Here is a 23,612-nt window from a genome sequence, read left to right as displayed (position 1 = left end):
CCGCGACTCCCGCGACGCCCGCGACAAGGAAGAGGACCATGGCCGAGTCCGAGAAGCCGGACACCAGGATGGTCGAGGCGCTGCGCGCCTCGCTGAAGGAGATCGAGCGGCTGCGGGAACGCAACCGCGCGCTGACCGCCGCCGCCCGGGAGCCGGTCGCGATCGTCGGCATGGCCTGCCGCTACCCGGGCGGTGTCCGCTCCCCGGAGGACCTGTGGCGCCTGGTCGCGGACGGCCGGGAGGGCATCACCGCCTTCCCCGACGACCGCGGTTGGGACCCGGACCTGTACGACCCGACCCCGGGCGTCCCCGGCCGCTCCTACACCCGCGAAGGCGGATTCCTGCACGACGCGGGCGAGTTCGACGCCGCCTTCTTCGGCATCGCCCCGAGCGAGGCCCTCTACATGGACCCGCAGCAGCGGCTGCTGCTCGAAGGGGCCTGGGAGGCGCTGGAGGACGCCGGCATCGACCCCGCCTCGCTGCGCGGCAGCCGCACCGGTGTCTTCGCCGGCGTCATGTACCACGACTACTTCGGCAGCTTCGGCTCCGGCAGCATCGTCTCCGGCCGGGTCGCCTACGCGCTCGGCCTGGAGGGCCCGACCCTCAGCGTCGACACCGCCTGCTCCTCGTCGCTCGTCACACTGCACCTGGCCGCGCAGGCACTGCGGCAGGGCGAGTGCACGCTGGCGCTGGCCGGGGGAGTGACGGTCATGGCGTCGCCGGGCACCTACGTCGAGTTCAGCCGGCAGGGCGCCCTCTCCGCGGACGGCCGCTGCCGCTCCTTCGCCGAGGACGCGGACGGCACCGGCTTCTCCGAGGGACTGGGCGTCCTCGTCCTGGAGCGGTTGTCGGACGCGCGGCGTCTGGGGCATCCGGTGCTGGCGGTGGTGCGGGGTTCGGCGGTGAACCAGGACGGTGCGTCGAACGGGTTGACGGCGCCGAACGGTCCGTCGCAGCAGCGGGTGATCCGGCAGGCGTTGTCGGCGGCGCGGTTGTCGGCGGTGGACGTGGACGTGGTGGAGGCGCACGGGACGGGGACGACGCTGGGTGATCCGATCGAGGCGCAGGCGCTGCTGGCGACGTATGGTCAGGACCGGGCGCCGGATGCGCCGTTGTGGCTGGGGTCGGTGAAGTCGAACATCGGTCATACGCAGGCGGCGGCGGGTGTGGCGGGTGTGATCAAGATGGTGCTGGCGATGCGGCACGGTGTGCTGCCGCGGACGCTGCACGTGGACCGGCCGTCGTCCCGGGTGGACTGGGAGGCGGGCCAGGTGCGTCTGCTGACGGAGGAGCGGGAGTGGCCCGCCACGGACCGTCCGCGGCGCGCCGGGATCTCCTCGTTCGGCATCAGCGGCACCAACGCGCACACCGTCATCGAGGAACCGCCCGCGCGGGACCGGCCGCCGGCGGACGCCGCCGAGCCCGACGCCCCGGCCGTCGTGTGGCCGCTGTCCGCCCGGTCCGCCCAGGCCCTCCCCGCGCAGGCCGAGCGCCTGCACGCGTTCCTGGCCGACCGGCCCGGACTGCACCCGGCGGCCGTCGCCCGCGCCCTCGGCACCCGGCGCACCGCCTTCGCCCACCGCGCCGCCGTCACCGGCACCGGCCGCGACGAACTCCTGGCCGGCCTGCGCGCCCTCGCCTCCGGGGCGCCCGGCGCGACGGCCGTGACCGGCCGGGCGCGGCCCGGGACCCGCACCGCGTTCCTGTTCACCGGACAGGGCGCCCAGCGCCTCGGCATGGGCCTCGAACTGCGCGCCCGATACCCGGTGTTCGCCGCCGCCTTCGACGCCGTCGCCGACCGCGTCGGCCTGAACCTGGCCGGGGTGCTCGCGGGTGACGACGCCGACGCGGTGCACCGCACGCGGTACGCGCAGACCGCCCTGTTCGCCTACGAGGTCGCCCTGTTCCGGCTGCTGGAGTCCTTCGGCGTGAGGCCCGACGTGCTGGCCGGGCACTCCGTGGGGGAACTCGCCGCCGCCCACGTCGCGGGCGTCCTCGACCTGGACGACGCCTGCACCCTGGTCGCCGCCCGCGGCCGGCTCATGCAGGAACTGCCCCAAGGCGGTGCGATGGTCGCCGTACAGGCCACCGAGGACGAGGTACGGCCGCTGCTCGACGGCCGCGTCGGGCTCGCCGCGGTCAACGGGCCGTCCGCCGTGGTGCTCTCGGGGGAGGAGGAGGCGGTGCTCGCCGCCGCCGGCGGGTTCGCGAAGACCAAGCGGCTCGCCGTCTCGCACGCCTTCCACTCGCCCCTGATGGACGGCATGCTCGACGAGTTCCGGTCCGTCGCCAAGAAACTGACCTATCATCAGCCCCGCATCCCGCTGGTGTCCGCCCTCACCGGCCGCCTCGCCGAGGCGGAGCGGCTGCGCGACCCCGGGCACTGGGTGCGGCACGTGCGGGAGACGGTCCGGTTCGCCGACGCCGTGTCCGCCCTCGCCGCCTGGGGCGCCGGCCGGTTCGTGGAACTCGGCCCCGACGCCGTCCTGACCGGTCTGGCCCGCGAGTGCGCGGAGACCGAGGGCGCCACCCTGGTCGCCCTCGGCCGGCGCCGCGGGAGCGAGGCCGTCACCCTCGCCTCGGGCCTCGCCCGGCTGTACACCGACGGCCTCGCCCCCGACTGGGCCGTCCTCTTCCCCGGTACGGCCCGTGCCGAACTGCCCACCTACGCCTTCCGGCGGCAGCGGTACTGGATCGACGCGGACGTGCCGCTGGGCGCCGTACCGCCCGCCGAGCCGGTGTCCGCCGCCCACGGCCCCGAGGAGAGCGCGTCCCTGCGGCAGCGGCTGGCCGGCGCCCCGCCGGCCGAGCAGGAGGCGCTGCTGACCGACGTCGTCCGGGCCCGGACCGCCGCCATCCTCGGCCACGCCGGACCGGAGGACGTCGAAGCCGACGCGCTCTTCCTGGAGATCGGCATGGACTCGGTCTCCGCGGCCGAGCTGCGCGCGGCCCTCGGCGACGCCGTGGGCACCACCCTGCCCGCCGCCGCCGTCTTCGACCACCGCACCCCGGCCGCCCTCGCCGCCGCCCTGCGCGAACGGATCGCCGCCGGCGCCGGTGAGCGGGGCGCCGACGACCGGGGCGCGGACGACCTCGCCTCGGTCAGCGCACTGGTGCGGCGCGCGGCGGCCGACGGGCGCATGGACCAGGCCGTCGACCTGCTGCGCACCGTCGCCGGGATCCTCCCCGGCTTCTCCTCGCTGGCCGAACTCGGCGACCTCGCCGACCCGGTGCGGCCGGCCCGGGGCGACGCCTCCCCGCGGCTCGTCTGCCTGCCCTCGCCGATGGCGCTCGGCGGCGCCCACCAGTACGCCCGGTTCGCCCGGCACTTCCAGGGCCGCCGCGACGTCCTGGTGCCCACGGTGCCCGGCTTCGGCCCCGGCGAACCACTGCCGCTCACCGTGGACGCGGTGGTCGAGGCGGTCGTCGAGGGCGTCCGCCGGGCCTGCCGGGACGGGCGGCCGTACGTGCTCGTCGGCTACTCCTCCGGCGGCCAGTTCGCCCACGCGGCGGCCGAGGTGCTGGAGAAGACCGGGCAGCCGGCCGCGGGGGTGGTGCTGCTGGACACCTATCTGCCCGGGGACGACGGCAAGGACGAGCTGTGGCGGCAGATGTTCGACGGCATGCTGGCCCGTGAGTCGTCCCTCGGCGGATTCGGAACCGCGCGCCTCGCCGCGATGAGCCGCTACAGCGACCTCATCCAGCACTGCCCGCCGGGCGCCCTCACGGCGCCGGTGCTGTTCGTCCGGCCCGAGGAGTCCTTCGCCACCGGCGCCGGGACGGACGACTGGCGGGCCGCCTGGCCCGCGGAGCACGAGCCGGTCGACGTACCCGGCACGCACTTCACGATCCTGGAGGACCGCGCGGAGTCCACCGCGGCGGCGATCGAGGCGTGGCTGCCCCGCCTGGCGGCCGGCTGACACCGGGCCGGCGAAGCGGCTCCCGCACGGGCGGATATCCGGCGCGAGCGGGAATCCGGCGGGCCGGGCCGTGCGGAACATGCCGCGGGACACGGCGGCCGAAAGGCCGTCCGTGCCCCGCGGCTTTGTTCACCTGGCGGCTTCGTTCACCTGGCGGCTTCGTGGAAATGCGCCGCCCATGCCTCGATATCACATCGGATACTGTCCGGATCGACACCTAATCGCAGCGAGATTTCGTCCGCCGCCAATTCCGGCTCCCAGTCGCTCCGCTGGAGCGCCAGCCACATCGTCGTGCCACGTGGACCGCACCGGTGCCGCCTGCCGGTACGCCGGCTGAACAGCTCCAGATATCCGTCGGGCCGGACCTGCGCGGTCAGCTCGGGGCCAGGCCTCCTGGTCATGCGACTTCCCATCTTCCGTGGATTCTTGCGACTCCTCGACGGTACCCGCCCGCAGGCCGCAGGGCACTGGTGCCAACCGATCTGCGGGAAGGGGAGTCAGATATTCGGACAGGGGTGGTATCCCTTATCCCGGCGGGGGAAGTTTTCGCCCCCTTGACGCGGCGGCCGCGGTGTTCACCGGGCGACTGCCGGAATCTGCCGTACCGGGGTGGAGAAACCTCTACCTCGAACCGGCCGGACAATGCCAATGTGCCGGGACCCGCACTGTTCCTAATGTGGACCGCAGACACCGCGCGGGAAGCGCGAGATCTCATAGGGGAGCCCCAGTGCACACTTCACAGGACCTCCGCCGGTCGGAGGCGGTACGGCTGGACGCCGTGTCGAAGACCTACGGCCGAGGCGACAGCCAGGTGGCCGCGCTCCGCGGGCTCACCGTGAGCTTCGCCGACGGCAGCTTCACCGCGGTGATGGGCCCGTCCGGGTCGGGCAAGAGCACCTTCCTGCACTGCGCCGCCGGACTGGTGCAGCCCACCTCCGGCACGGTCACCGTCGGCGGCACCGACCTCGCCGGCCTCGACGACACCCGGCTGACCAAGCTGCGCCGCGACCGCATCGGCTTCATCTTCCAGTCCTTCAACCTGCTGCCCGCGCTGACCGTCATGCAGAACATCACGCTGCCGCTGCAACTGGCCGGACAGCGGCCCGACCGGAACCTGATCCGCACCGTGGTCCAGCGCGTGGGCCTGGCCGAGCGGCTCGGCCACCTGCCGTCCGAGCTGTCCGGCGGCCAGCAGCAGCGCGTCGCCATCGCCCGCGCCCTGGTGACCCGGCCCGCCGTGGTCTTCGCCGACGAGCCGACCGGCGCCCTCGACACCCGCACCGCGGCCTCCGTGCTGGCGCTGCTGCGCGAGTCCGTGGACACCGCCCGCCAGACGCTGGTCATGGTCACCCACGACCCGGTGGCCGCCTCCTACGCCGACCGCGTGGTGTTCCTCGCCGACGGCGCCTTCGCCGGCGAACTGTACCGGCCGACGGCCGACGCGGTCGCCGCCCGCATGACCCGGCTCGGCGCCTGGGAGGACGACGGCCACCGGCAGTCCGCGACCCAGCACTCGGGAGGCGGGTACTGATGTGGCGCCTGGCACTGCGCACCCTGAAGTTCCGCAGGACGAGCTTCGTCGCGACCTTCCTCGCCATGTTTCTCGGCGCCGCCATCGTCATCGGCTGCGGCGGCCTGATGGAGACCGGCGTCCGGATGGCGGCCGACCCCCAGCGTCTGGCCGGCGCCCCGGTCGTCGTCACCGGTGAACAGAGCTACGGGGAAACCGCGCTGACGGAGCGTCACCGCATCGACCCCGCTCTGGTCGGCACGGTCGCCCGGGCCGACGGCGTGCGCGCCGCGGTACCCGACGTGTCCTTCCCGGCCACCGTCCTCAAGGACGGCGCGCCGCTGACCGGCAAGGCCGAGTCCTACGGCCACGGCTGGGCCGCCGCCCGGCTCACCCCCTATACCCTCGCCGCCGGTGCGTCCCCCGCCGCCGGCGGCGAGGTCGTCCTCGACTCGGAACTCGCGCGCCGCGCCGGCGCCCGTCCCGGGTCCACGGTCGACATCGTCGTCCAGGGCACCGCCCGCCGGTTCCGCGTCACCGGCACCGCCGAGCAGCGGGGCGGCCGCAACCCGGACGCCGCCGTGTTCTTCACCGACGACGAGGCCAGCGCCCTCGCCGGCGGCCGGATCGACTCCATCGGCGTCCTGCCCGCACCCGGCACCGGTACCGCCACCGTGGCGGACGCGGTGCGCGCCGCGGTCGGCGACCGCGCCGAGGTGCTCACCGGCGAGCGCCGCGGCCTGGCCGAGCTGCCCGGCACCCTCTCCAGCCGCCGCACCGTCGTCATCCTCGCGGCGGTCTTCGGCTCCTCCGTGGTGCTGATCGTGATGTTCGGCGTCGCCTCCACCCTCGGCCTTTCCCTCCAGCAGCGCGCCCGCGAGATGGCCCTGCTGCGCGCCGTCGGCTCGACCCCGCGGCAGCTGCGCCGGATGATCCTCACCGAGACCGCCGTCCTGTCGGTGGGCTCCGTCCTGCTGGCCCTGCTGCCCGGATACGCCATCGGCAGGATGCTGTTCGGCGTGCTGACGGCCAGCGGCGTGGTGTCGTCGGCCATCGTCTACCACGCCGGCTGGATGCCGATGGCCGTCGGAGCCGTCGTCACCGTGCTGGCCGCGGCCGGGGCCACCCGCTTCGCGGGCCGGCGCGCCGCCCGCACCGAACCGGTCGCCGCCCTGGCCGAAGCCACCGCCGGCACCCGCTGGTTCACCGTGCCCCGGCTGGTGCTGGCGCTGTTCTTCCTGGTCAACGGCATCGGCCTGGCCGTCGCCACCGCCACCGTGATGGAGGACGGCCCCACCCTGGCCAGCACCGCCGGACCCGCCTCCGTGCTGTTCTGCATCGGCCTCGCCCTGCTCGCCCCCGGCATCACCAAGGCCATGGTGGCGCTGCTGCGGCTGCCCGTGCGGGCCCTGTCCGGGCTGTCCGGTCAGCTCGCGCTGCGCAACGCCGCCACCGCCAACGTCCGCATGGCGGGCGCCGTCGCGCCGATCGTCCTGCTCATCGGCATCGCCACCGGCACCCTCTACATGCAGTCCACCGAGGACCACGTCTCCCGGACCTCCTACGACCGCAACATCCTCGCCGACTACGTCCTCGACTCCACGACCGGCGGTTTCGCCCCCGGCGTCGCCGGACAGGTGCGCGCCACGCCCGGTGTGGCCGCCGTCTCCGAGTTCGTCACCAGCCGCGGCTTCGTGGACCGCCCGGACGGCCCGGCCCAGGTCGACCTGCGCGGCGTCTCGGCCGACGGCGTGCGGCAGAGCCTCGACCTGCCGACCGTCGCCGGTTCCCTCACCCGCCTGCGCGGGGACACCGTGGCCCTGTCCGAGAAGAAGGCCGGCGCGTACGGCGTGGGGGTCGGCGACCGGCTGCCGATGCACCTCGGCGACGGCACCGCCGTACGCCCCGTCGTCGTGGCCCTGTACGCCGACAACCCCAAGCAGCCGTACCTGACGATGCCCGCGACGACCCTCGCCCCGCACACCGCCGACGGGCTGCCGCACCAGCTCCTGGTCCGCGCCGACCGGGGCGACGGCACCGAGGTCCACCGGCGCCTGGCCGCGCTGGCCGCCCGGCTGCCCGGCACCGAACTGGACGACAGCTCCTCCCTGGCGGGCCGGAACAACCAGATCCAGCAGATCCTGGTGTCCGCCAACTACACCATCGTCGCCATGATCGTCGGGTACGCCGCGATCACGGTCGTCAACACCCTGGTGTCGGTCACCCGGAAACGGCGGGCGGAGTTCGGCCTCCAGCGGCTGACCGGCGCGACTCGCGCCCAGGTGCTCGGCATGCTCACCGTCGAAGGCGTCCTGATCGCCGTCGTCGCCACCGTCCTCGGCACCCTCGCCTCCGCGACGACCATCGTCCCCTACAGCCTCGTCAAGAGCGACTCGTACCTGCCCTCCGGCTCCGTCGGCACCTACCTCGCGATCGTCGGCGGGTCGCTGGTCCTGGTGTTCGGCGCCACCCTGCTGCCGTCCTGGCGCGGCATGCGCGAACCCGCCGTGGACACGGTGAAGGCCACGTGACCGACCTCCTGACCGGGCCGCCCCCGCTCCCCCCGGGCGGGGGCGGCCCCGCTCCACGCGGCGCCCGGGAATGGGAGCATGAGGGCATGAAGACTGTGCCGGTCACCTGGCGCGGCCGCTTCGGCCGGGCCGCCTCGGACACCCTGGTCGGCGTGGCCCTCGCCACCGGAGCCCTGCTGTCGGTCGTCCTCTTCGTCACCACGGCCTACTTCGTCGGCATCTCCGTGATCGGCCTCGGCTTCCTCGCACTGCCGTACTGCACCCGGGCGGTGCGGTGGCTGTGCGACCTCAACCGGCGCGCGGCGGCCCGCTCCGGCGTCCCGGTGGAGCGGCCCTACCGGCCCGAACCGGAGGAGATCGAGCGGGACATCGTCGGCTGGATGCGCCGCTGCAAGTGGATCCTCGCCGACCCCGCGACCTGGCGGGACCTGCTGTGGCTGCTGCTCAACTGCGTGCTGGGCCTGGCCGGGTTCGTCCCGGCCGCCCTGCTGTACTACGCGGGGGAGGGGCTGTTCCTGGCCTGCGGCCTGTGGCGGCCCCTCGCGGAGGGCGGCGGGGGCCGCTGGTACGCGTTCGTCACGGTCGGCAGCTGGCCGGCCGCCCTGGCCGCGGCGCTGCTCGCCCTCGTCGTGCTCACCGGCTGGGTCCTCCTGAGCCCGCTGGTGCTCAGGGGCCACGCCTACTTCGTCCGCTTCCTGCTCGGCCCGACCCGGCGGTCCCGACTGGCCGAGCGGGTCCAGCAGTTGTCCGAGACCCGGTCCGGCGCGCTGGACATCCAGGCCGCCGAGCTGCGCCGCATCGAACGCGACCTGCACGACGGGGCGCAGGCCCGGCTAGTCAGCCTGGGTCTGCAACTCGGCGCCGTCGACCGGAAGATGGGCCAGGACCCGGAGGAGGCGCGGCGGCTGTTGCGGCAGGCGCGCACCTCCTCCGTGCAGGCGCTGCGCGAACTGCGCGACCTGGTCCACGGCATCCACCCGCCGGTCCTCGCGGAACGGGGTCTGGCCGATGCCCTGCGCGCGCTGGGCCTGGCCAGCCCGTTGCAGGTCACCGTGGTGGTGGACCTGCCCGGCAGACTGCCCGACCCGGTCGAGTCCGCCGTCTACTTCGCGGTCTCGGAACTGCTCGCCAACACCCTCAAGCACGCCGACGCCCGGCGGGTGGAGGTCGTCGCCTGGCGCGAGGAGGACGTGCTGCACGCCCGGGTCACCGACGACGGCCGCGGTGGCGCGGACGTGTCGGCCGGGAGCGGTCTGGAGGGCATCCGCCGCCGGCTGGCATCCTTTGACGGCGTCCTGGAGATCGACAGTCCTCCGGGCGGTCCGACCGTGATCGAGATGGAGCTGCCGTGCGCGTTGTCCTCGCCGAAGACCTCTTCCTCCTGAGGCAGGGGATCACCCAGCTGCTGGAGGCGTACGACTTCGAGGTGGCCGCCGCGGTCGACAACGGCGCGGACCTCGCCACCGCGCTCACCGAGCACCGCCCCGACGTGGCCATCGTCGACGTACGGCTGCCGCCCACCTTCACCACCGAGGGCCTCCAGGCCGCCCTGCGGGCCCGCCGGGAGCGGCCGGGCCTGCCGATCCTCGTCCTCTCCCAGCACGTCGAGCAGATGTACGCCCGCGAGCTGCTGGCCGACGGCACCGGCGGCATCGGCTACCTGCTGAAGGACAGCGTCCTCGACGACGAGCAGTTCATCGACGCCGTGCGCCGGGTCGCGGCCGGCGGAACGGCCATGGACCCGGCCGTGGTGGCCCAGCTGATGACCAGTCACGCCCGGGACGAACCGCTCGCCGCGCTCACCGCACGGGAGCGGGAGGTGCTGGAGCTGATGGCCGAGGGCTGCTCGAACACGGCGATCGCCCAGCGGCTCACGGTGACCGAGGGCGCGGCCGCGAAGCACATCTCCAACATCTTCACCAAGCTGATGCTGCCGCCGTCGAGCGACAGCAACCGCCGGGTGCTCGCGGTGCTGGCCTACCTCAACGCCTGAGCACCCCCGCTGGGGCGGGTAGGGGTGTCCGGACGCCCCCGCCGCCCGTGAGACTGCTGGGGCCCGCGCGCGCCCTGCGCCGCGCAGCCGCCGCCAGGAAGGGAACGCCCGCCCGATGACCGCCCTCGCCGAGCAAGACCGCCTCTGGATCCGCCGCTACGACCCCCGCCCGGACGCGGCGGCCAGGCTGGTGTGCCTGCCGCACGCGGGCGGCGCCGCATCCTTCTACCGGCCCGTGTCGGCGGGCATGCCGGCCTCCGTGGACGTGCTCGCCGTGCAGTACCCGGGGCGTCAGGACCGGCGCCACGAGCCGTGCGCCACCAGCATCGGCGAACTCGCCGACCAGGTCACCTCCGTCCTGCTGCCGTGGGCGGACCGGCCCCTGGTCCTCTTCGGCCACAGCATGGGCGCGACCCTCGGCTTCGAGGTCGCCCGGCGGCTGGAGCGGGACCACGGCGTCGTCCCGCGCGCCCTGGTCGCCTCCGCGCGCCGGGCCCCCTCCTGCCGGCGCCACGAGACCGTCCACCGGCGCGACGACGACGGGATCGTCGCGGAGATGCGGGAGCTGAGCGGCACCGACTCGGCGATCCTCGACGACGAGGAGCTGATCCGCATGGCACTGCCCGCGATCCGCGCGGACTACCGGGTGGCCGAGACCTACGTGTACGAGCCGGGCCCGAACCTGCGCTGCCCGATCGTCAGCCTGGTCGGCGACGACGACCCCAAGGTCACCGTGGAGGAGGCCCGCGCCTGGTCGCGCCACACGGACACCTCGTCCGAGTTCCACGTCTTCGCGGGCGGACACTTCTACCTGACCACCCATCAGAAGGCGGTCCTGGACCTGCTGGCGCGGAAGGCGGCCGAGGCGTGACGGCGGTCCTCGTCACCGGGTGCAGCAGCGGCATCGGCCTGGAGACCGCGCTGGCCTTCGCCCGGCGCGGCGACCGCGTGCACGCCTGCGTGCGCGACCCCGCACGGGCCGGCGAACTGCTGCGGCGGGCCCGCGCCGAGGACCTCACCCTCGACGTCCCCCGCCTGGACGTCACCGACGACGCCTCGGTCACCGCCGCCGTCACCGCGGTCCAGGACCGGCACGGGCCGGTCGACGTCCTGGTCAACAACGCCGGCGTCGACCGCACCGGGCCCGTCGAGACGATGGATCTGGACCAGGCGCGCGCCCTGCTGGAGACCAACTTCTGGGGCGCCCTGCGGGTGACCCGCGCGGTGCTGCCCCGGATGCGCGCCGCGGGCGGCGGGGTCGTCGTGAACGTCTCCTCCCTCGCCGGCCGCACGTTCGCCGTCCCGTACGGCGGGTTCTACGCGGCGAGCAAGGCGGCCCTGGGCGCGCTCAGCGAGGCCCTGGCGGCGGAGGTCCGGCCCTACGGCATCCGTGTGGTGTGCCTGGAGCCGGGCAGCTTCGCCTCCGCCATCCGGCGCGAGTCCGTCGCCGTCGAGGGAGATGAGCAGCCGTCCGCGTCCGGTCCGTACACCGCGGACCACGCCTGGCTGACGCGGTTCCTCGGCCGGGTCGCGGAGGGCGCCGCCGACTGCGCCGAGGCGGCCCGCGCGGTCGTCGCCGCCGCCGACGACCCCGGCACCCCGCTGCACACCCCGGTCGGCCAGGACGCCGAGGCGGCCCTGCGTCTCCTGGCCGGTGTCTCCTACGAGCAGTGGCTGCCCCGCTTCACGGAGCAGGCCGAGTCGCTGGCGGGACCGCGCCCCGCCGCCGGGCAGGACGGCTGAGCGGGGCGGGCCCGGCCGCCTGCCCCCGGATGCGGAAGCGATGGCTCCGCGGTTCCCGGGTCGTGCTCCGGACCGGCCGAGGCGTCAAGGAACGCCGGCGGGGGGTACGCGGTGCGGTACGCAAGGCGTTCGCGGAGTCCGGGAATGCCACGGGCTGGAAACCGCGCACCCGCTGGGTCTGGGCCGCACTGCCGGCGGCCCTCTGCGTCGCCCTGCCCGTCCTCGGCGCGGCGCTGAGGCCGGCCGGCCGGGAGGAGGGCCGCGCCGCCTTGGTGACGGGCGGCGTACTCGCCGGTCTCCGGGTCCTGGCGGGGCCGCCGCTCCGCCCGGTCGCCGCCGCCCGGCCCCGGCACTCCAAGGAGGGGGCGGACCCGGCGGACCGGGGCGAGCGCCTCACCTGACCTCCGCGGACGGGTCCGGCGACGCGCGCGGCGACGGCGGACGCCCCCGGGGGAACCCTCTCCCACGGGGGCGTCACGCCAGGCCGGCCGGGGTCAGCCGTCCACCCGGATCGACCGGGACGGGCACAGGTCGACGGCCTGGAGGACCTCCGCGCGCAGGGCCTCCGCGGGCTCCTCGCGCAGGACGAGGACGAGACCGTCGTCGTCCTGGTCGAACACCTCCGGGCTGAGGAGCGCGCACTGGCCGGAGCCCACGCACCGGTCGCGCTCGCTGCTGACACGCATGAGGGTGACTCCGTTCGGTTCGGCCGTCACCAGGTGACGGGGAGTTCGTAGACGCCGTAGACCATGGCGTCGTCCTTGAACCGCAGCTCCTCCGGCTCGGCCGCCAGCCGCAGGCCGGGGATGCGGCGCAGCAGCGTGCCGTAGACGGCCTCCAGCTCCACCCGGGCGAGGTTGGCGCCGATGCACTGGTGGATGCCGTAGCCGAAGGCCAGGTGGCTGCGGGCCTCCTTGCGGCGGATGTCGAGGGTGCCCGGGTCCGGGAAGACGGCCTCGTCGTGGTCGGCGGCGTTGTTCAGGGCGAGGATGCCCTCGCCGGCGCGGATCGTGACGTCGCCCACCTCGATGTCCTCCACCGCCACCCGGGCCGTGCCCGAGTCGGAGATGGAGAAGACGCGGAGCAGCTCCTCGACGGCGCCCGGCAGCAGCGCGGGGTCGGCCCGCAGCTCGGCCGTCTGCTCGGGGTGGCGCAGCAGCGCCAGCACCCCGAGGGCGATCATGTTGGCCGTCGTCTCGTGGCCCCCGACCAGCATCAGCCGGGCCATCGTCACCACGTCGGTGTGGTCGGCGACCTGCTCGGTACGGTTCTTCTCCAGGAATCGGCTGATCAGATCGTCGCCCGGCTCGCTCTCCTTGAGGGTGACGAGCTCGTCCAGGTACGCGTCCAGGGCCTGCACCGCGGCGCCGTACTCGGCCGGGCTCAGGTCGTGGTTCATCATCGCCGCCGACCACTCCTCGAACCGGGCATGGTCCTCGTAGGGGACGCCGAGCAGTTCGCAGATGACGAGGGACGGCACCGGCAGCGCGAGGGCGGTGACCAGGTCGACCGGGCCGCCCGCGGCCAGCATCGCGTCGATGTGCTCGTCCACGATCTGCTGGATGCGCGGGCGCAGCTCGCGCACCCGCCGGGCGGTGAACTCGGGGATGAGCATGCGCCGGTGGGCGGAGTGCTCGGGCGGGTCCATGTTGAGCATCATCAGGCGGACCTGCGCCAGCATCTCCTCGGGGATGTGGAACTGGTGCGGGTAGCCCGGCAGTTTGAGGTTGGAGCTCACCCGGCTGTCGCCCAGCACCTGCCGGACGTGCTCGTGCCGGGTGACCAGCCAGGTCGGCTTGCCGTTCACCTTCAGGGCGGCGCGCGCCACGGGGTTGTCGGCGCGCAGCTCGGCGTACTCGCGCGGCTCGCTGAACGGGCAGGTGCGCCGCATCGGGAACCGCTGGAGCGGCGACCCCGTCTCGGGCACGGCATCGGCGGACTGGGTCATGACTGCCTTTCGAACGGGGTCGGTGACGGAAGGGGACCGCGGGCGGCCGGAGCCGGGGCCGCCGTCACCAGGTGACGGGCAGCTCGTACAGACCCCAGACGATGGCGTCGTCCTTGAACCGCAGTTCCTCGACCGGGCCGGCCGGCCGCAGCGTCGGGACGCGGCGCAGCAGCGTCGAGTACACGACCTCCAGCTCCAGGCGCGCCAGGTTCTGGCCGATGCACTGGTGCACGCCGTACCCGAACGCCACGTGGCTGCGGGCCTCCCGCCGGACGTCCAGCCGGTCGGGGTCGGGGAAGACGCGCTCGTCGTGGTTGGCGGCGTTGTTCAGCGGCAGGATGCCCTCGCCGGCCCGGATGGTCACCCCGCCCAGCTCGATGTCCTCCATGGCGACCCGCGCGGTGCCGGCGTCGGAGATGGAGAAGAAGCGCAGCAGTTCCTCCACCGCCTTCGGCATCAGCTCCGGCTCCGCGCGCAGCGCGGCGAGCTGGTCGGGGTGCTCCAGCAGGGCCAGCACCCCGAGGGCGATCATGTTGGCGGTCGTCTCGTGCCCGGTGACGAGCATCAGCTTGGACATGCTGACGATGTCGGAGTGCTCCACCGCCGGTGTCCGCCGGTTGAACTCGATCAGCCGGCTGATCATGTCGTCGCCCGGCTCGCTCTCCTTGGCGGTGACCAGCCCGTCCACGTACCGGTCCAGCTCGTAGTGGGCCAGACCGCGGTCCTCCTCGCTGATGTCGTGGTTCATGATCGCCCACGCCCACTCCTCGAACCGGGCATGGTCCTCGTAGGGGACGCCGAGCAGTTCGCAGATGACGAGGGACGGCACCGGCAGCGCGAGGGCGGTGACCAGGTCGACCGGGCCGCCGTCGCCCTTGGCGAGCATCTGGTCGATCTGCTGGTCCACGATCTGCTGCACCCGGTCGCGCAGTTCGCGCATCCGGCGGACGCTGAACTCCGGGGCCAGCATGCGGCGCTGCACGGTGTGGTCCGGCGGGTCCATGGACAGGAAGGTCAGCGGCACCGCCTGGAGCACCTCCTCCGGCACCGGCACCTGGAGGGGGTACCCGGGCAGCTTCAGGTTCGCGCTCACCCGGTCGTCGCCCAGCAGCTTCTTGTACAGGTCGTGCCGGGTGACCAGCCAGGTGGGCTTGCCGTTGACCTTCAGCCGCGCCCGGGAGACCGGCTCGGACTCGCGCAGCCCCGCGTAGGCGGCCGGCGGGCTGAAGGGACAGGCCCGCCGCATCGGGAACTCCGGCGGCGCGGCCTCGTCGGCCGGTTCGGCAGGTGCAGTCATGGGGTCCTCTTCGCACGGGAGGGAACGGGGACGCGCCGGACCGGAAGCGGGTCCGGGCTCGGCGCCGGTGCGGCGCTGTCGGCCGTCCCCCCGCACGCTAGGCAGCCGCCCACCAGCACCCAACCCCTAGGCGCCCCTACGGCCCCGCGCCCGGGCCGGGCGGGCCGCGGCCGGCCCCGGAGCCCCTGCCGGGCCCGGCACCGCCTAGGGGCGGTTAGGGGTCCGGTGGCACCCCGGTGCCGGTTAGCGTCGGCTGCGGACCCAGGGCGGAGCGCTCCCGGCACCGGCCCCCCGAGTCCCGGCCGGCGCCCCTTCCCCCGGCCGACACCGCGTACCGCAGCCGAGCAGAGGTGATCAGCGTGTCCCCGGAAGCCAGCGCGAAGGGCACCGTCCCCTTCGGGGAGTACCGGACCTGGTACCGGGTGACCGGCGAACTCGGCGCGGGACGGCCCGCGGTCGTCGCGGTGCACGGCGGACCCGGCAGCACCCACGACTACCTGCTGCCGCTCGCCCGGCTCGCCGAGGACGGCTGGCCCGTGGTCCACTACGACCAGCTCGGCAACGGCGGCTCGACCCATCTCCCCGGCAAGGGGGCCGAGTTCTGGACCGTCGAGCTGTTCGAGCGGGAACTGGCCAACCTGGTCGACCGGTTGGGCATCGCCGACGACTACGTGCTGTACGGCCAGTCCTGGGGCGGCCCGCTGTGCGCCCGGCACGCCATGACCGGCCCGGCCGGCCTGCGCGGACTGGTCGTCGCCAACGCGCCCGCCTCCTACCCGATCTGGCTCCGGGAGATGGCGCGGCTGCGCGCCGAGCTGCCGCCGGAGACCCAGGCGGCCCTGCTCCGGCACGAGGCGGCGGGCACCTACGACAGCGCCGAGTACCTGGCCGCGATGCGGGTCTTCTACGACCGCCACGTGTGCCGGCTGACGCCCTGGCCCCGCGACTTCCTGTCCTCCTTCATGGAGATCTACAACGACCCGACCGTCTACTACGCGATGAACGGGCCCAACGAGTTCCACGTCATCGGCTCCCTGAAGGACTGGTCGATCGTCGACGAGCTGCACCGGATCCGCACGCCGACCCTGCTGATCAGCGGCCGCCACGACGAGGCCACACCGGCCGTCGTCCAGCCCTACCACGACCACGTCCCCGGAGCGCGCTGGGAGATCTTCGAGGAGTCCAGCCACCTCCCGCACCTGGAGGAGCCCGAGCGGTTCCGCGAGGTGCTGACCGACTTCCTCAAGAGCCTGTGACCCGCGAAGACCCGGCGAGAGGGAACCCCGCCATGGCACACGACACCGCACTCGTCTTCCCCGGCATGGGCCCCGTCCCGTTCGCCGAGGTGGGACGGTTCATGGTGGCCAACCCCATCGCCCGGGACCTGGTCGCCGTCGCCGACGACGCGCTCGGCTACTCCCTCGTGGACGCCTTCCGCACCGCACCGGGCGACTACTCGGAGGCCGCCCAGGTCGCCTTCCTCGTCAACTGCCTGGCCTGCGCCCACTGGGCCCGGGAGCACCTCGGCGTGGAACCCGCCGTCGTCGCCGGGCCCAGCTTCGGCGAGAAGGCCGCCCTCGCCTACACCGGCGCCCTGAAGCTGCCCGACGCCGTCCGCCTGACCGCCGACATCGCCCGGTGCCTGGAGGAGTACTTCGCCGAGGAGCACCGGGACGTCGTCACCCTCTCCTTCGTCCGCGCCCCGCGCGAGGGCCTCGACGCGATCCTCGCCGAGCTGACGGAGGCGGGGGAGTGGCACGAGATCTCCTGCCACATCGACGACGGCTTCTACATGGTCTCCCTCTCCGAGCACCGCGTGAGCTGGATGCAGGAGAGGCTGCGCGGCATCGGCAGTCTCCCGCTGTACACCATGCGGCCGCCCATGCACGCCTCGGCGTTCCGCCCGCTGCGCGACAAGGCCGAGCGCGAGGTGGTGTCCCGCTACTCCTTCGCCGACCCCGAGCTGCCCGTCGTCGCCGACCAGGACGGCCGGCTGCTGCGCACCGGGGAGGAGGTGCGCACCATGCTGCTCGACGGCTTCGACCACCCGATGAACTGGCCGAGCGTCACCACGGCCCTGAAGGACGCCGGTGTGCGCCGCCTGTGCGTCGCCGGGCCCGACAGCCTCTTCGGCCGGGTCCCCCGCACGATCCGCGACTTCGACGTCGTCGCCGCACAGCCGCGGCTGGCGATGACCCCCCGGCGCCGCACGCGCGCCGCCTGACCCCCGCCCGACTCGTTGGAGGCCCCTCATGTGGGACGACCGGTTCGAACAGACCCTGCGCCCCTTCCTGCCCTTCCTGCCGCCGCAGGAGGAACTGACGCCGGAGTCCGAGCTGAAGGACCTCGGCCTGGACTCGCTCGGCACCGTCCAGCTCCTCGGCACCCTGGAGGAGGCCTACCAGGTCCGCTTCCTCGACAGCGCGCTCACCATGGACACCTTCCGCACCGCCGGAGTGCTGTGGGACACCCTGCGGGGCATGCTGCAGAGCACCGCGAGCTGACGGCGGCCACCGTGGACCCCACCATGGACGGCACGCTGGCCGGCCGGTTCGCGCGCGGCCTGGCCCTCGCCCCGGACCGGCCCGCGCTGCGCGCCGACGGCGTCGACCTCACCTACCGCGAACTGCACGAACGCGCCCTGGTCCTGGCCGGCTCGCTGCTGGCCGCCCTGCCCGACGGGCCGGTCCCGGTCGGCGTGCTGGCCGGCAAGGGACCCACGGCGTACACGGCCCTGCTGGCCGGCCTGTACAGCGGCGTCACCGTCGTACCGCTCCAGCCGGCCTTCCCGGCGGCCCGCACCCGGCGGATGATCGAGGCCGCCGGGGTCGGCGCGCTGCTCGCCGACGACGACTGCGGGGCCGCGCTCGCCGCGCTGCACGCGGACGGCGTCGGCCTGCCCACGCTGTGCGCGTCCGGCGGGGCGCCGATGCCGGTGATCCCCCTCGACGCGGACAGCGCCCTGAAGGCGCCCATGCCCGCCCGGCCCTCCGACACCGCCTACGTGCTGTTCACCTCCGGGTCCACCGGCCGGCCCAAGGGCGTGCCGGTCACCCACGCCAACACCGCCCACTACTTCGGGCTGCTCGACCGGCGGTACGACTTCGGGCCGCACGACGTGTTCTCGCAGACCTTCGACCTCAACTTCGACTGCGCGATGTTCGACCTCTTCTGCGCCTGGGGCGCCGGGGCCACCGTCGTGCCCGTACCGGCGAGGGCCTACGCCCGGCTGCCGGAGTTCGTCGCCGAGCAGCGGATGACCGTGTGGTTCTCCACCCCCAGCGCCATCACCCTGGTCCGCCGCACCGGCGGCCTCGCGCCGGGCGCGCTGTCCCCGCTGCGCTGGAGCTTCTTCGCGGGGGAGGCGCTCAGCTGCAAGGACGCCGAGGACTGGGCCGCCGCCGCACCGGGCGCGGCGCTGGAGAACCTCTACGGCCCCACCGAGCTCACCGTCACCGTCACCGCCCAGCGCTGGACCCCCGGACGGTACCTGAACGACATGGTGCCCATCGGCGCCGTCCACCCGGGCCACCGGACGCTGCTGCTGGACGCCGACGGCGCGCCCACCGCCGGCGACGAGGGCGAACTCTGCATCGCCGGACCCCAGTTGACCACCGGGTACCTCGATCCGGCGGACGACGCCGGCCGGTTCCTGGAGCGCGACGGCCACCGCTTCTACCGCACCGGCGACCGCGTCCGGCGCGCCGGCGACGGCGGCTGGCTCTACCTCGGCCGCCAGGACGCACAGGTCCAGGTGCACGGGATCCGGGTGGAACTGGCCGAGGTGGACGCCGCCGCCCGCACCTGCCCGGGCGTCGAGGACGCCGTCACCGTGGCGGTGCCCGTCGACGCCACCGTGGAACTGGCCGTCTTCCACACCGGCGACGCCGTGCCGCCCGCCCGGCTCGCCCGGCACCTGCGGGAGGTGCTGCCGGCCGCGGTCGTCCCGCGCGCCTACCACCACCTGGACGCGTTCCCGCTCAACGCCAACCGCAAGACCGACCGCAGGAAGCTCGCCTCCCGGGCCGCGGCCATGCGGCAGCCCGCAGGAGCCGACGGCGCACACGAAAGGCGGCAGGAGTCGCAGTGAACGGTCAACCCACAGCGCAGCCCCGCACCGACGCCCGGGTGCACGACCTGCTCGACGAGGCCACCGCCGCGCACCCCGGCGCACCGGCCGTCACCGACGGCGCGGGCCGCTGGACCTACCGGGAACTCGCCGCGCACAGCCACGCCGTCGACGCATGGCTGGAGGAGCGGGGCATCGGCCACGGCGACCGGGTCCTCGTCCAGCTTCCCAGCACCCGCGAACTGGTCGCGCTGCTGTACGGCACCGCCCGCCGCGGCGCCGTCCTGGTCCCCGTCAACACCGGCATGAAGGACTACCACCTGCGGGCGGTCGTCGAGAACGCCGAACCCTCCCTCGTCGTCGTCACCGACCCCGCGGTCGACCGGATCACCGGCCTCACCGCAGGCGTCCCGGTCCTCGGCCTCGACGGCGCCTGGCGGGAGATCGCCGCGCTGCGCGCCCGCGAGGCCCGCTCCGGCGGCGCCGAGGTCGGCCCCGAGGACATCGCCGTCCTCGTCTACACCTCCGGCTCGACCGCCGCGCCCAAGGCGGTGATCTGCCCGCACGGCCGGATGGTCTTCGCCACCGAGGCCATCGACCTGGAACTCGGCTACCGCCCCGACGACGTCGTCTTCTGCCGCTTCCCCATCTCCTGGGACTACGGCCTGTACAAGGTCCTGATGACCACGGCCGCGGGCAGCGAGATCGTGCTCGCCGACGGCGAGTCCGACCTGGTCCTGCTGCGCCGCATCCGGGAGACCGGCGCCACCGTCGTACCGATCGTGCCGTCCCTGGCCACCATGATCTGCACCCTCGCGGAACGCGAACCGAGCCGGGAGTCCCGGGTCCGCATGTTCACCAACACCGGGGCCGCTCTGGCGAAGACCACCGCGGACGGACTGCGCACCGCGTTCCCCGGCGCCGAGGTGGTCATCCAGTTCGGGCAGACCGAGTGCAAGCGCGTCTCCGTGCTCCCGCCCGCCTACCAGGACGCCAAACCCGACTCGGTCGGCCGCCCGCTGCCCGGCACCCGCGCCTTCGCCGTGGACGACGAGGGCCGGGCGCTGCCGCCCTGGGAGACCGGCGAGATCGTGGTCGAGGGCCCGCACGTGATGCCCGGCTACTGGCGGGCCCCCGAGCAGACCGCGCGCGCCTTCCGCCCCGCCCCCGACGGCGGACTCCGGCTGCACACCGGCGACTTCGGCCACGTGGACGAGGACGGCTTCCTCTACTACGAGGGCCGCCGCGACGACATGTTCAAGCACAAGGGCGTGCGGATGAGCACCACCGAGATCGAGGCCGCCGCGACCGACGTCCCCGGCGTCCGCGCCGCCGCCGTCCTGCCGCCCGCCGAGGGCCGCCCCCTCGCGGTCTTCGTGGAGGGCGACATCGACCCGCACGCCCTGCTGAAGGAACTCTCGCTGCGGCTGGAGCCCGCGAAGGTGCCCGGTACGAGCCGCGTCGTGGCCGAACTGCCGCTCACCGCGCACGGCAAGCACGACCGCAAGCGGCTCGCCCGCCTCCTGGAAGGAACCACCCCGTGACCGGCCCCTCCGAGCTCGCCCGGCGCTTCGGCACCCCGGCCTACGTCTACGACCTGGACCGGGTGGCGGCGGCCCGCGACGACCTGTTCGCCGCGCTGCCCGACGAGGTCGAGGTGTTCTACGCCGCCAAGGCGAACCCGCACCCCGAACTGCTGCGCGAACTGCGCGCCGGCGGCGCCCGCGGCTGCCGCGCCGAGATCAGCTCCGTCGGCGAGCTCGACGCCGTCCTCCAGGCCGGCTTCCCCGGCGACCGGATCCTCTACACCGGCCCCGGCAAGACCACCGAGGAACTGACCGAGGCCATGACGCGCGGCGTCCGCCTGTTCTCCACCGAGTCCCCCGGCGACCTCCGCCGGGTCGGCGAGACGGCGCGCGCGCTCGACCTCACCGCCGACTGCCTGATCCGGGTCAACAACGCCACCGGCGCGGCGGCCACCAGCATCCGCATGACGGGCGTCCCCTCGCAGTTCGGCTTCGACAGCGAGACCCTCCCCGGCCTCGCCGCCGAGCTGCGCGACGTGCCCGGCACCCGCATCGCCGGACTGCACTTCTTCCCGCTGAGCAACGCCAAGGACGAGGCGAGCCTCATCGCCGAGTTCCGCCACACCCTGACCACCGCCGCCGCCCTCCAGGACGAGCTCGGCGTCACCTTCCGCCTCCTCGACATCGGCGGCGGCTTCGCGGCACCGTACGCCGTCCAGGGCGAGCGGCCGGTCTACGGCGAACTGCGCGCCGCACTCACCGAGGCGCTCGACGAGCACTTCCCCGGCTGGCGCGGCGGCGCCCCGCGGATCGCCTGCGAGTCGGGCCGCTACCTGGTCGCCGACAGCGGCACCCTGCTCACCTCCGTCGTGAACGTCAAGGACGGCCGCGGCACCCGCTACGCCGTCCTCGACGCCGGCATCAACACCTTCGGCGGCATGTCCGGCCTCGGCCGCATCCTGCCCGTGTCCGTCGAACCGCACGAGTCCGTGGACACCGGCGGCACGCCCGCGAACCTCGCCGGACCGCTGTGCACCCCGGGCGACCTGCTCGGCCGCAACGTCCCGCTGCCCGACCCGGCCCCGGGCGACCTACTCACCGTGCCCAACGCCGGCGCCTACGGCCCCACGGCCAGCCTCCTGATGTTCCTCGGCAGGCCCGCGCCCGCCGAGATCGTCGTCCGCGGCGCCGGCCTGGTGTCCGTCTCCCGCATCGAGCACTCCCGAACCTACGAACACGGACAGGCCCTGTGATGAGCCCCTACCCGACCACCACCCCCGCCACCGGCGACCAGCCGGTCCTCGTGGCGGGCGGCATCTCCGACTCCCACACCTGGAACCTCGTCTACCTCCAGCTCCTGCTGGAGGAGCACGGGCAGCGCGTCGTCAACCTCGGCCCCTGCGTCCCCGAGGACCTGCTCATCGCCGAGGCCCTCGCCCACCGCCCCGCGCTCATCGTGGTCAGCACCGTCAACGGCCACGGCTACCACGACGGCATGCGCACCGTCACCCGGCTGCGCGAGCACCCCGAACTCGCCGTCGTGCCCGCCGTCATCGGCGGCAAGCTCGGCATCGCCGGCCCCTGCGGCGACACGGAGGTGGCCGCGCTGCGCGCCGCCGGGTACAACGCGGTGTTCGACGACAGCGCCGAGGGCGTGGCCGCGTTCCTGCGGATGCTCGCGACGCTGCCGCAGCGGGCCCTGGTGTGACCGGCGTCGGGTTCGGCGCGTTCGTGCGCCGGGCTCACGACGCCGGCCACCTGGTGGTCCAGCCCCGGATGGGGATGAGCAGCCCGGAACTGATGCGGGCCGGGCTGCTGGCCACCCGGAGCGCCGCGGCGACCACCGTGGGCACGATCACCCTGGACAGCTACACCCGGGTCGGCGACCTGGAGTCCGCCGAGCTGGCCGTCCTGGAGGGCGTGGCGCTCAACGGCTACCCGATCGCGAGCCACGACACGGCCACCACGCTGCGGGTGCTCGACGGCATCCACGGCCCCGGGTTCCCGGTACAGGTCCGGCACGGCTCGGCCGCGCCCCAGCACATCTTCCGGGCGCTGACCGCCGTGGGGCTCGACGCCTCCGAGGGCGGCCCGGTCTCCTACTGCCTGCCCTACGGCCGGGTACCGCTGCGCGAGTCCGTCGCCCACTGGGCCGACTCCTGCGCCCTGCTCGCCGGGCTGCGGGAGGCGGGCGCCGAACCGCACCTGGAGACCTTCGGCGGCTGTGTGCTCGGCCAGCTCTGCCCGCCCAGCCTGCTCGTCGCCGTCAGCCTCCTGGAGGCCCTGTTCTTCCGCCGGCACGGCATCCGGAGCATTTCGGTGAGCTACGCCCAGCAGACCGATCCGCGCCAGGACGCCGAAGCGGTGGCCGCGTTGCGCGCGCTGTGCGCGCGACACCTTCCGGACACCGAATGGCACGTCGTCGTCTACGCGTACATGGGGCTGTATCCGGAAACGCCGGAAGGCGCCCACCGGTTGCTCGGGAAAGCGGCCGAACTGGCCGTCGCCAGCGGCTCCGAGCGGCTCATCGTGAAAACCGTCGCGGAATCCCGCCGCATTCCGACCGTGGCCGAGAACGTCGCCGCCCTGGAACACGCGGCCGCGGTCGCCGCGCGGACCCCGCGCGCCCCGCTGGACGGCACCGGCAGCCAGACGTACGCCGAGGCGTCCGCGCTGGTCGACGGGGTGCTGGAGCTCGACGACGACCTCGGCGCGGCCCTGCTGAGGGCCTTCGCCGAAGGGCGCCTCGACGTTCCCTACTGTCTGCATCCGGACAATGCCGGGTTCAGCCGGAGTTATATCGGCGCGGACGGCCGGCTGGCCTGGGCCGACATCGGGAAGATGCCGCTGAACGGTATCGCCGACGTACGCCCGGCCCGGGCCATCACCTCCGCGCAACTGCTCGAATCCCTGTCGTACGTGCGCCGTTCCTACGACCGGCACGACCCCGACGGCACCCGCGATCCCGAACTCGCCCACCCCTAGGGGTGGTTAAGGGTGTGGCCTTTCGGGGGCCGTCACTACGGTGTGGAAAAAGGTGAGGAAAACCGGTGTCGGCCGAAAGTGGAGATGCGT

General features: G+C 74.1%; 19 protein-coding genes. 16 read left to right on the top strand and 3 right to left on the bottom strand.

All coding sequences use genetic code 11. From position 1 onward, the window contains the following. Positions 1 to 38: 38 nt before the first annotated feature. The 8 genes from ACZ4K2_RS04015 (at position 39) to ACZ4K2_RS03980 (ending at position 12,098) form a co-directional block, all read left to right on the top strand. A complete protein-coding gene (locus ACZ4K2_RS04015) occupies positions 39 to 3,920 on the top strand; it encodes a type I polyketide synthase (protein WP_467470203.1) in 3,882 nt (1,293 codons plus the stop codon). 727 nt (positions 3,921 to 4,647) lie between these two features. Then, positions 4,648 to 5,451 carry an ABC transporter ATP-binding protein gene (locus tag ACZ4K2_RS04010; protein WP_467470201.1) on the top strand — a complete coding sequence of 268 codons (804 nt, stop codon included), beginning with the start codon at positions 4,648 to 4,650 and terminating at the stop codon, positions 5,449 to 5,451. After that, positions 5,451 to 7,961, top strand: coding sequence for an FtsX-like permease family protein (locus ACZ4K2_RS04005; RefSeq protein WP_467470199.1), 2,511 nt, complete (start codon positions 5,451 to 5,453; stop codon positions 7,959 to 7,961). Before ACZ4K2_RS04010 ends, ACZ4K2_RS04005 begins: the two co-directional genes overlap by 1 nt. Before the next feature lie 86 nt (positions 7,962 to 8,047). After that, complete coding sequence (locus ACZ4K2_RS04000; RefSeq protein ID WP_467470197.1) at positions 8,048 to 9,346, top strand: sensor histidine kinase; 1,299 nt, start codon at positions 8,048 to 8,050, stop codon at positions 9,344 to 9,346. Next, complete coding sequence (locus tag ACZ4K2_RS03995; RefSeq protein WP_467470195.1) at positions 9,310 to 9,954, top strand: response regulator; 645 nt, start codon at positions 9,310 to 9,312, stop codon at positions 9,952 to 9,954. The genes ACZ4K2_RS04000 and ACZ4K2_RS03995 overlap by 37 nt, the downstream gene beginning before the upstream one ends. A 115-nt stretch (positions 9,955 to 10,069) precedes the next feature. Next, the gene (locus tag ACZ4K2_RS03990; RefSeq protein ID WP_467470193.1) at positions 10,070 to 10,825 is read left to right on the top strand and encodes a thioesterase II family protein; all 756 of its coding nucleotides are present in this window, start codon (positions 10,070 to 10,072) and stop codon (positions 10,823 to 10,825) included. After that, a complete protein-coding gene (locus ACZ4K2_RS03985; protein WP_467470191.1) occupies positions 10,822 to 11,697 on the top strand; it encodes an SDR family oxidoreductase in 876 nt (291 codons plus the stop codon). Before ACZ4K2_RS03990 ends, ACZ4K2_RS03985 begins: the two co-directional genes overlap by 4 nt. A gap of 62 nt (positions 11,698 to 11,759) precedes the next feature. Next, positions 11,760 to 12,098, top strand: a complete 339-nt coding sequence (locus tag ACZ4K2_RS03980; protein WP_467470189.1) for a hypothetical protein — start codon at positions 11,760 to 11,762, stop codon at positions 12,096 to 12,098. A gap of 93 nt (positions 12,099 to 12,191) precedes the next feature. On the opposite strand, the gene ACZ4K2_RS03975 is transcribed toward ACZ4K2_RS03980, so the two are convergent. The 3 genes from ACZ4K2_RS03975 to ACZ4K2_RS03965 all read right to left on the bottom strand — a co-directional run bounded on the left by ACZ4K2_RS03975 (position 12,192) and on the right by ACZ4K2_RS03965 (position 14,942). Next, positions 12,192 to 12,383 carry a ferredoxin gene (locus ACZ4K2_RS03975; RefSeq protein WP_467470187.1) on the bottom strand — a complete coding sequence of 64 codons (192 nt, stop codon included), beginning with the start codon at positions 12,381 to 12,383 and terminating at the stop codon, positions 12,192 to 12,194. Between the two features lie 26 nt (positions 12,384 to 12,409). Beyond that, complete coding sequence (locus ACZ4K2_RS03970) at positions 12,410 to 13,645, bottom strand: cytochrome P450 (RefSeq protein ID WP_467470186.1); 1,236 nt, start codon at positions 13,643 to 13,645, stop codon at positions 12,410 to 12,412. A 64-nt stretch (positions 13,646 to 13,709) separates the two neighbouring features. Continuing rightward, positions 13,710 to 14,942, bottom strand: a complete 1,233-nt coding sequence (locus ACZ4K2_RS03965) for a cytochrome P450 (protein ID WP_467470184.1) — start codon at positions 14,940 to 14,942, stop codon at positions 13,710 to 13,712. A 359-nt stretch (positions 14,943 to 15,301) separates the two neighbouring features. Between ACZ4K2_RS03965 and ACZ4K2_RS03960 the strand changes: the two genes are divergently transcribed. Genes ACZ4K2_RS03960 through ACZ4K2_RS03925 form a run of 8 tightly spaced genes read left to right on the top strand, consistent with a single transcriptional unit; the run spans position 15,302 to position 23,522 of the window. Then, positions 15,302 to 16,198, top strand: coding sequence for a proline iminopeptidase-family hydrolase (locus ACZ4K2_RS03960; protein ID WP_467470182.1), 897 nt, complete (start codon positions 15,302 to 15,304; stop codon positions 16,196 to 16,198). A gap of 32 nt (positions 16,199 to 16,230) precedes the next feature. Continuing rightward, positions 16,231 to 17,166 (top strand): ACP S-malonyltransferase, encoded by a 936-nt coding sequence (locus ACZ4K2_RS03955; RefSeq protein WP_467470180.1) that lies wholly within the window; start codon positions 16,231 to 16,233, stop codon positions 17,164 to 17,166. 28 nt (positions 17,167 to 17,194) lie between these two features. Next, positions 17,195 to 17,446 (top strand): phosphopantetheine-binding protein, encoded by a 252-nt coding sequence (locus ACZ4K2_RS03950; RefSeq protein WP_467470178.1) that lies wholly within the window; start codon positions 17,195 to 17,197, stop codon positions 17,444 to 17,446. A 23-nt stretch (positions 17,447 to 17,469) separates the two neighbouring features. Beyond that, on the top strand, positions 17,470 to 19,032 hold the full coding sequence (locus ACZ4K2_RS03945) for an amino acid adenylation domain-containing protein (protein ID WP_467470176.1): 1,563 nt from the start codon (positions 17,470 to 17,472) through the stop codon (positions 19,030 to 19,032). Continuing rightward, positions 19,029 to 20,555, top strand: coding sequence for an AMP-binding protein (locus tag ACZ4K2_RS03940; RefSeq protein WP_467470174.1), 1,527 nt, complete (start codon positions 19,029 to 19,031; stop codon positions 20,553 to 20,555). The genes ACZ4K2_RS03945 and ACZ4K2_RS03940 overlap by 4 nt, the downstream gene beginning before the upstream one ends. Then, positions 20,552 to 21,790: a type III PLP-dependent enzyme domain-containing protein gene (locus tag ACZ4K2_RS03935; RefSeq protein WP_467470172.1), complete on the top strand. Its 1,239-nt coding sequence runs from the start codon at positions 20,552 to 20,554 to the stop codon at positions 21,788 to 21,790. The genes ACZ4K2_RS03940 and ACZ4K2_RS03935 overlap by 4 nt, the downstream gene beginning before the upstream one ends. After that, positions 21,790 to 22,245: a cobalamin B12-binding domain-containing protein gene (locus tag ACZ4K2_RS03930; protein WP_467470171.1), complete on the top strand. Its 456-nt coding sequence runs from the start codon at positions 21,790 to 21,792 to the stop codon at positions 22,243 to 22,245. Before ACZ4K2_RS03935 ends, ACZ4K2_RS03930 begins: the two co-directional genes overlap by 1 nt. After that, positions 22,242 to 23,522, top strand: a complete 1,281-nt coding sequence (locus ACZ4K2_RS03925; protein WP_467470169.1) for a methylaspartate mutase — start codon at positions 22,242 to 22,244, stop codon at positions 23,520 to 23,522. Before ACZ4K2_RS03930 ends, ACZ4K2_RS03925 begins: the two co-directional genes overlap by 4 nt. Positions 23,523 to 23,612 lie beyond the last annotated feature (90 nt).

The sequence above is a fragment of the Streptomyces sp. NPDC025833 genome (genome assembly GCF_055558055.1).
This window is presented reverse-complemented; position numbering and strand designations above follow the sequence as displayed.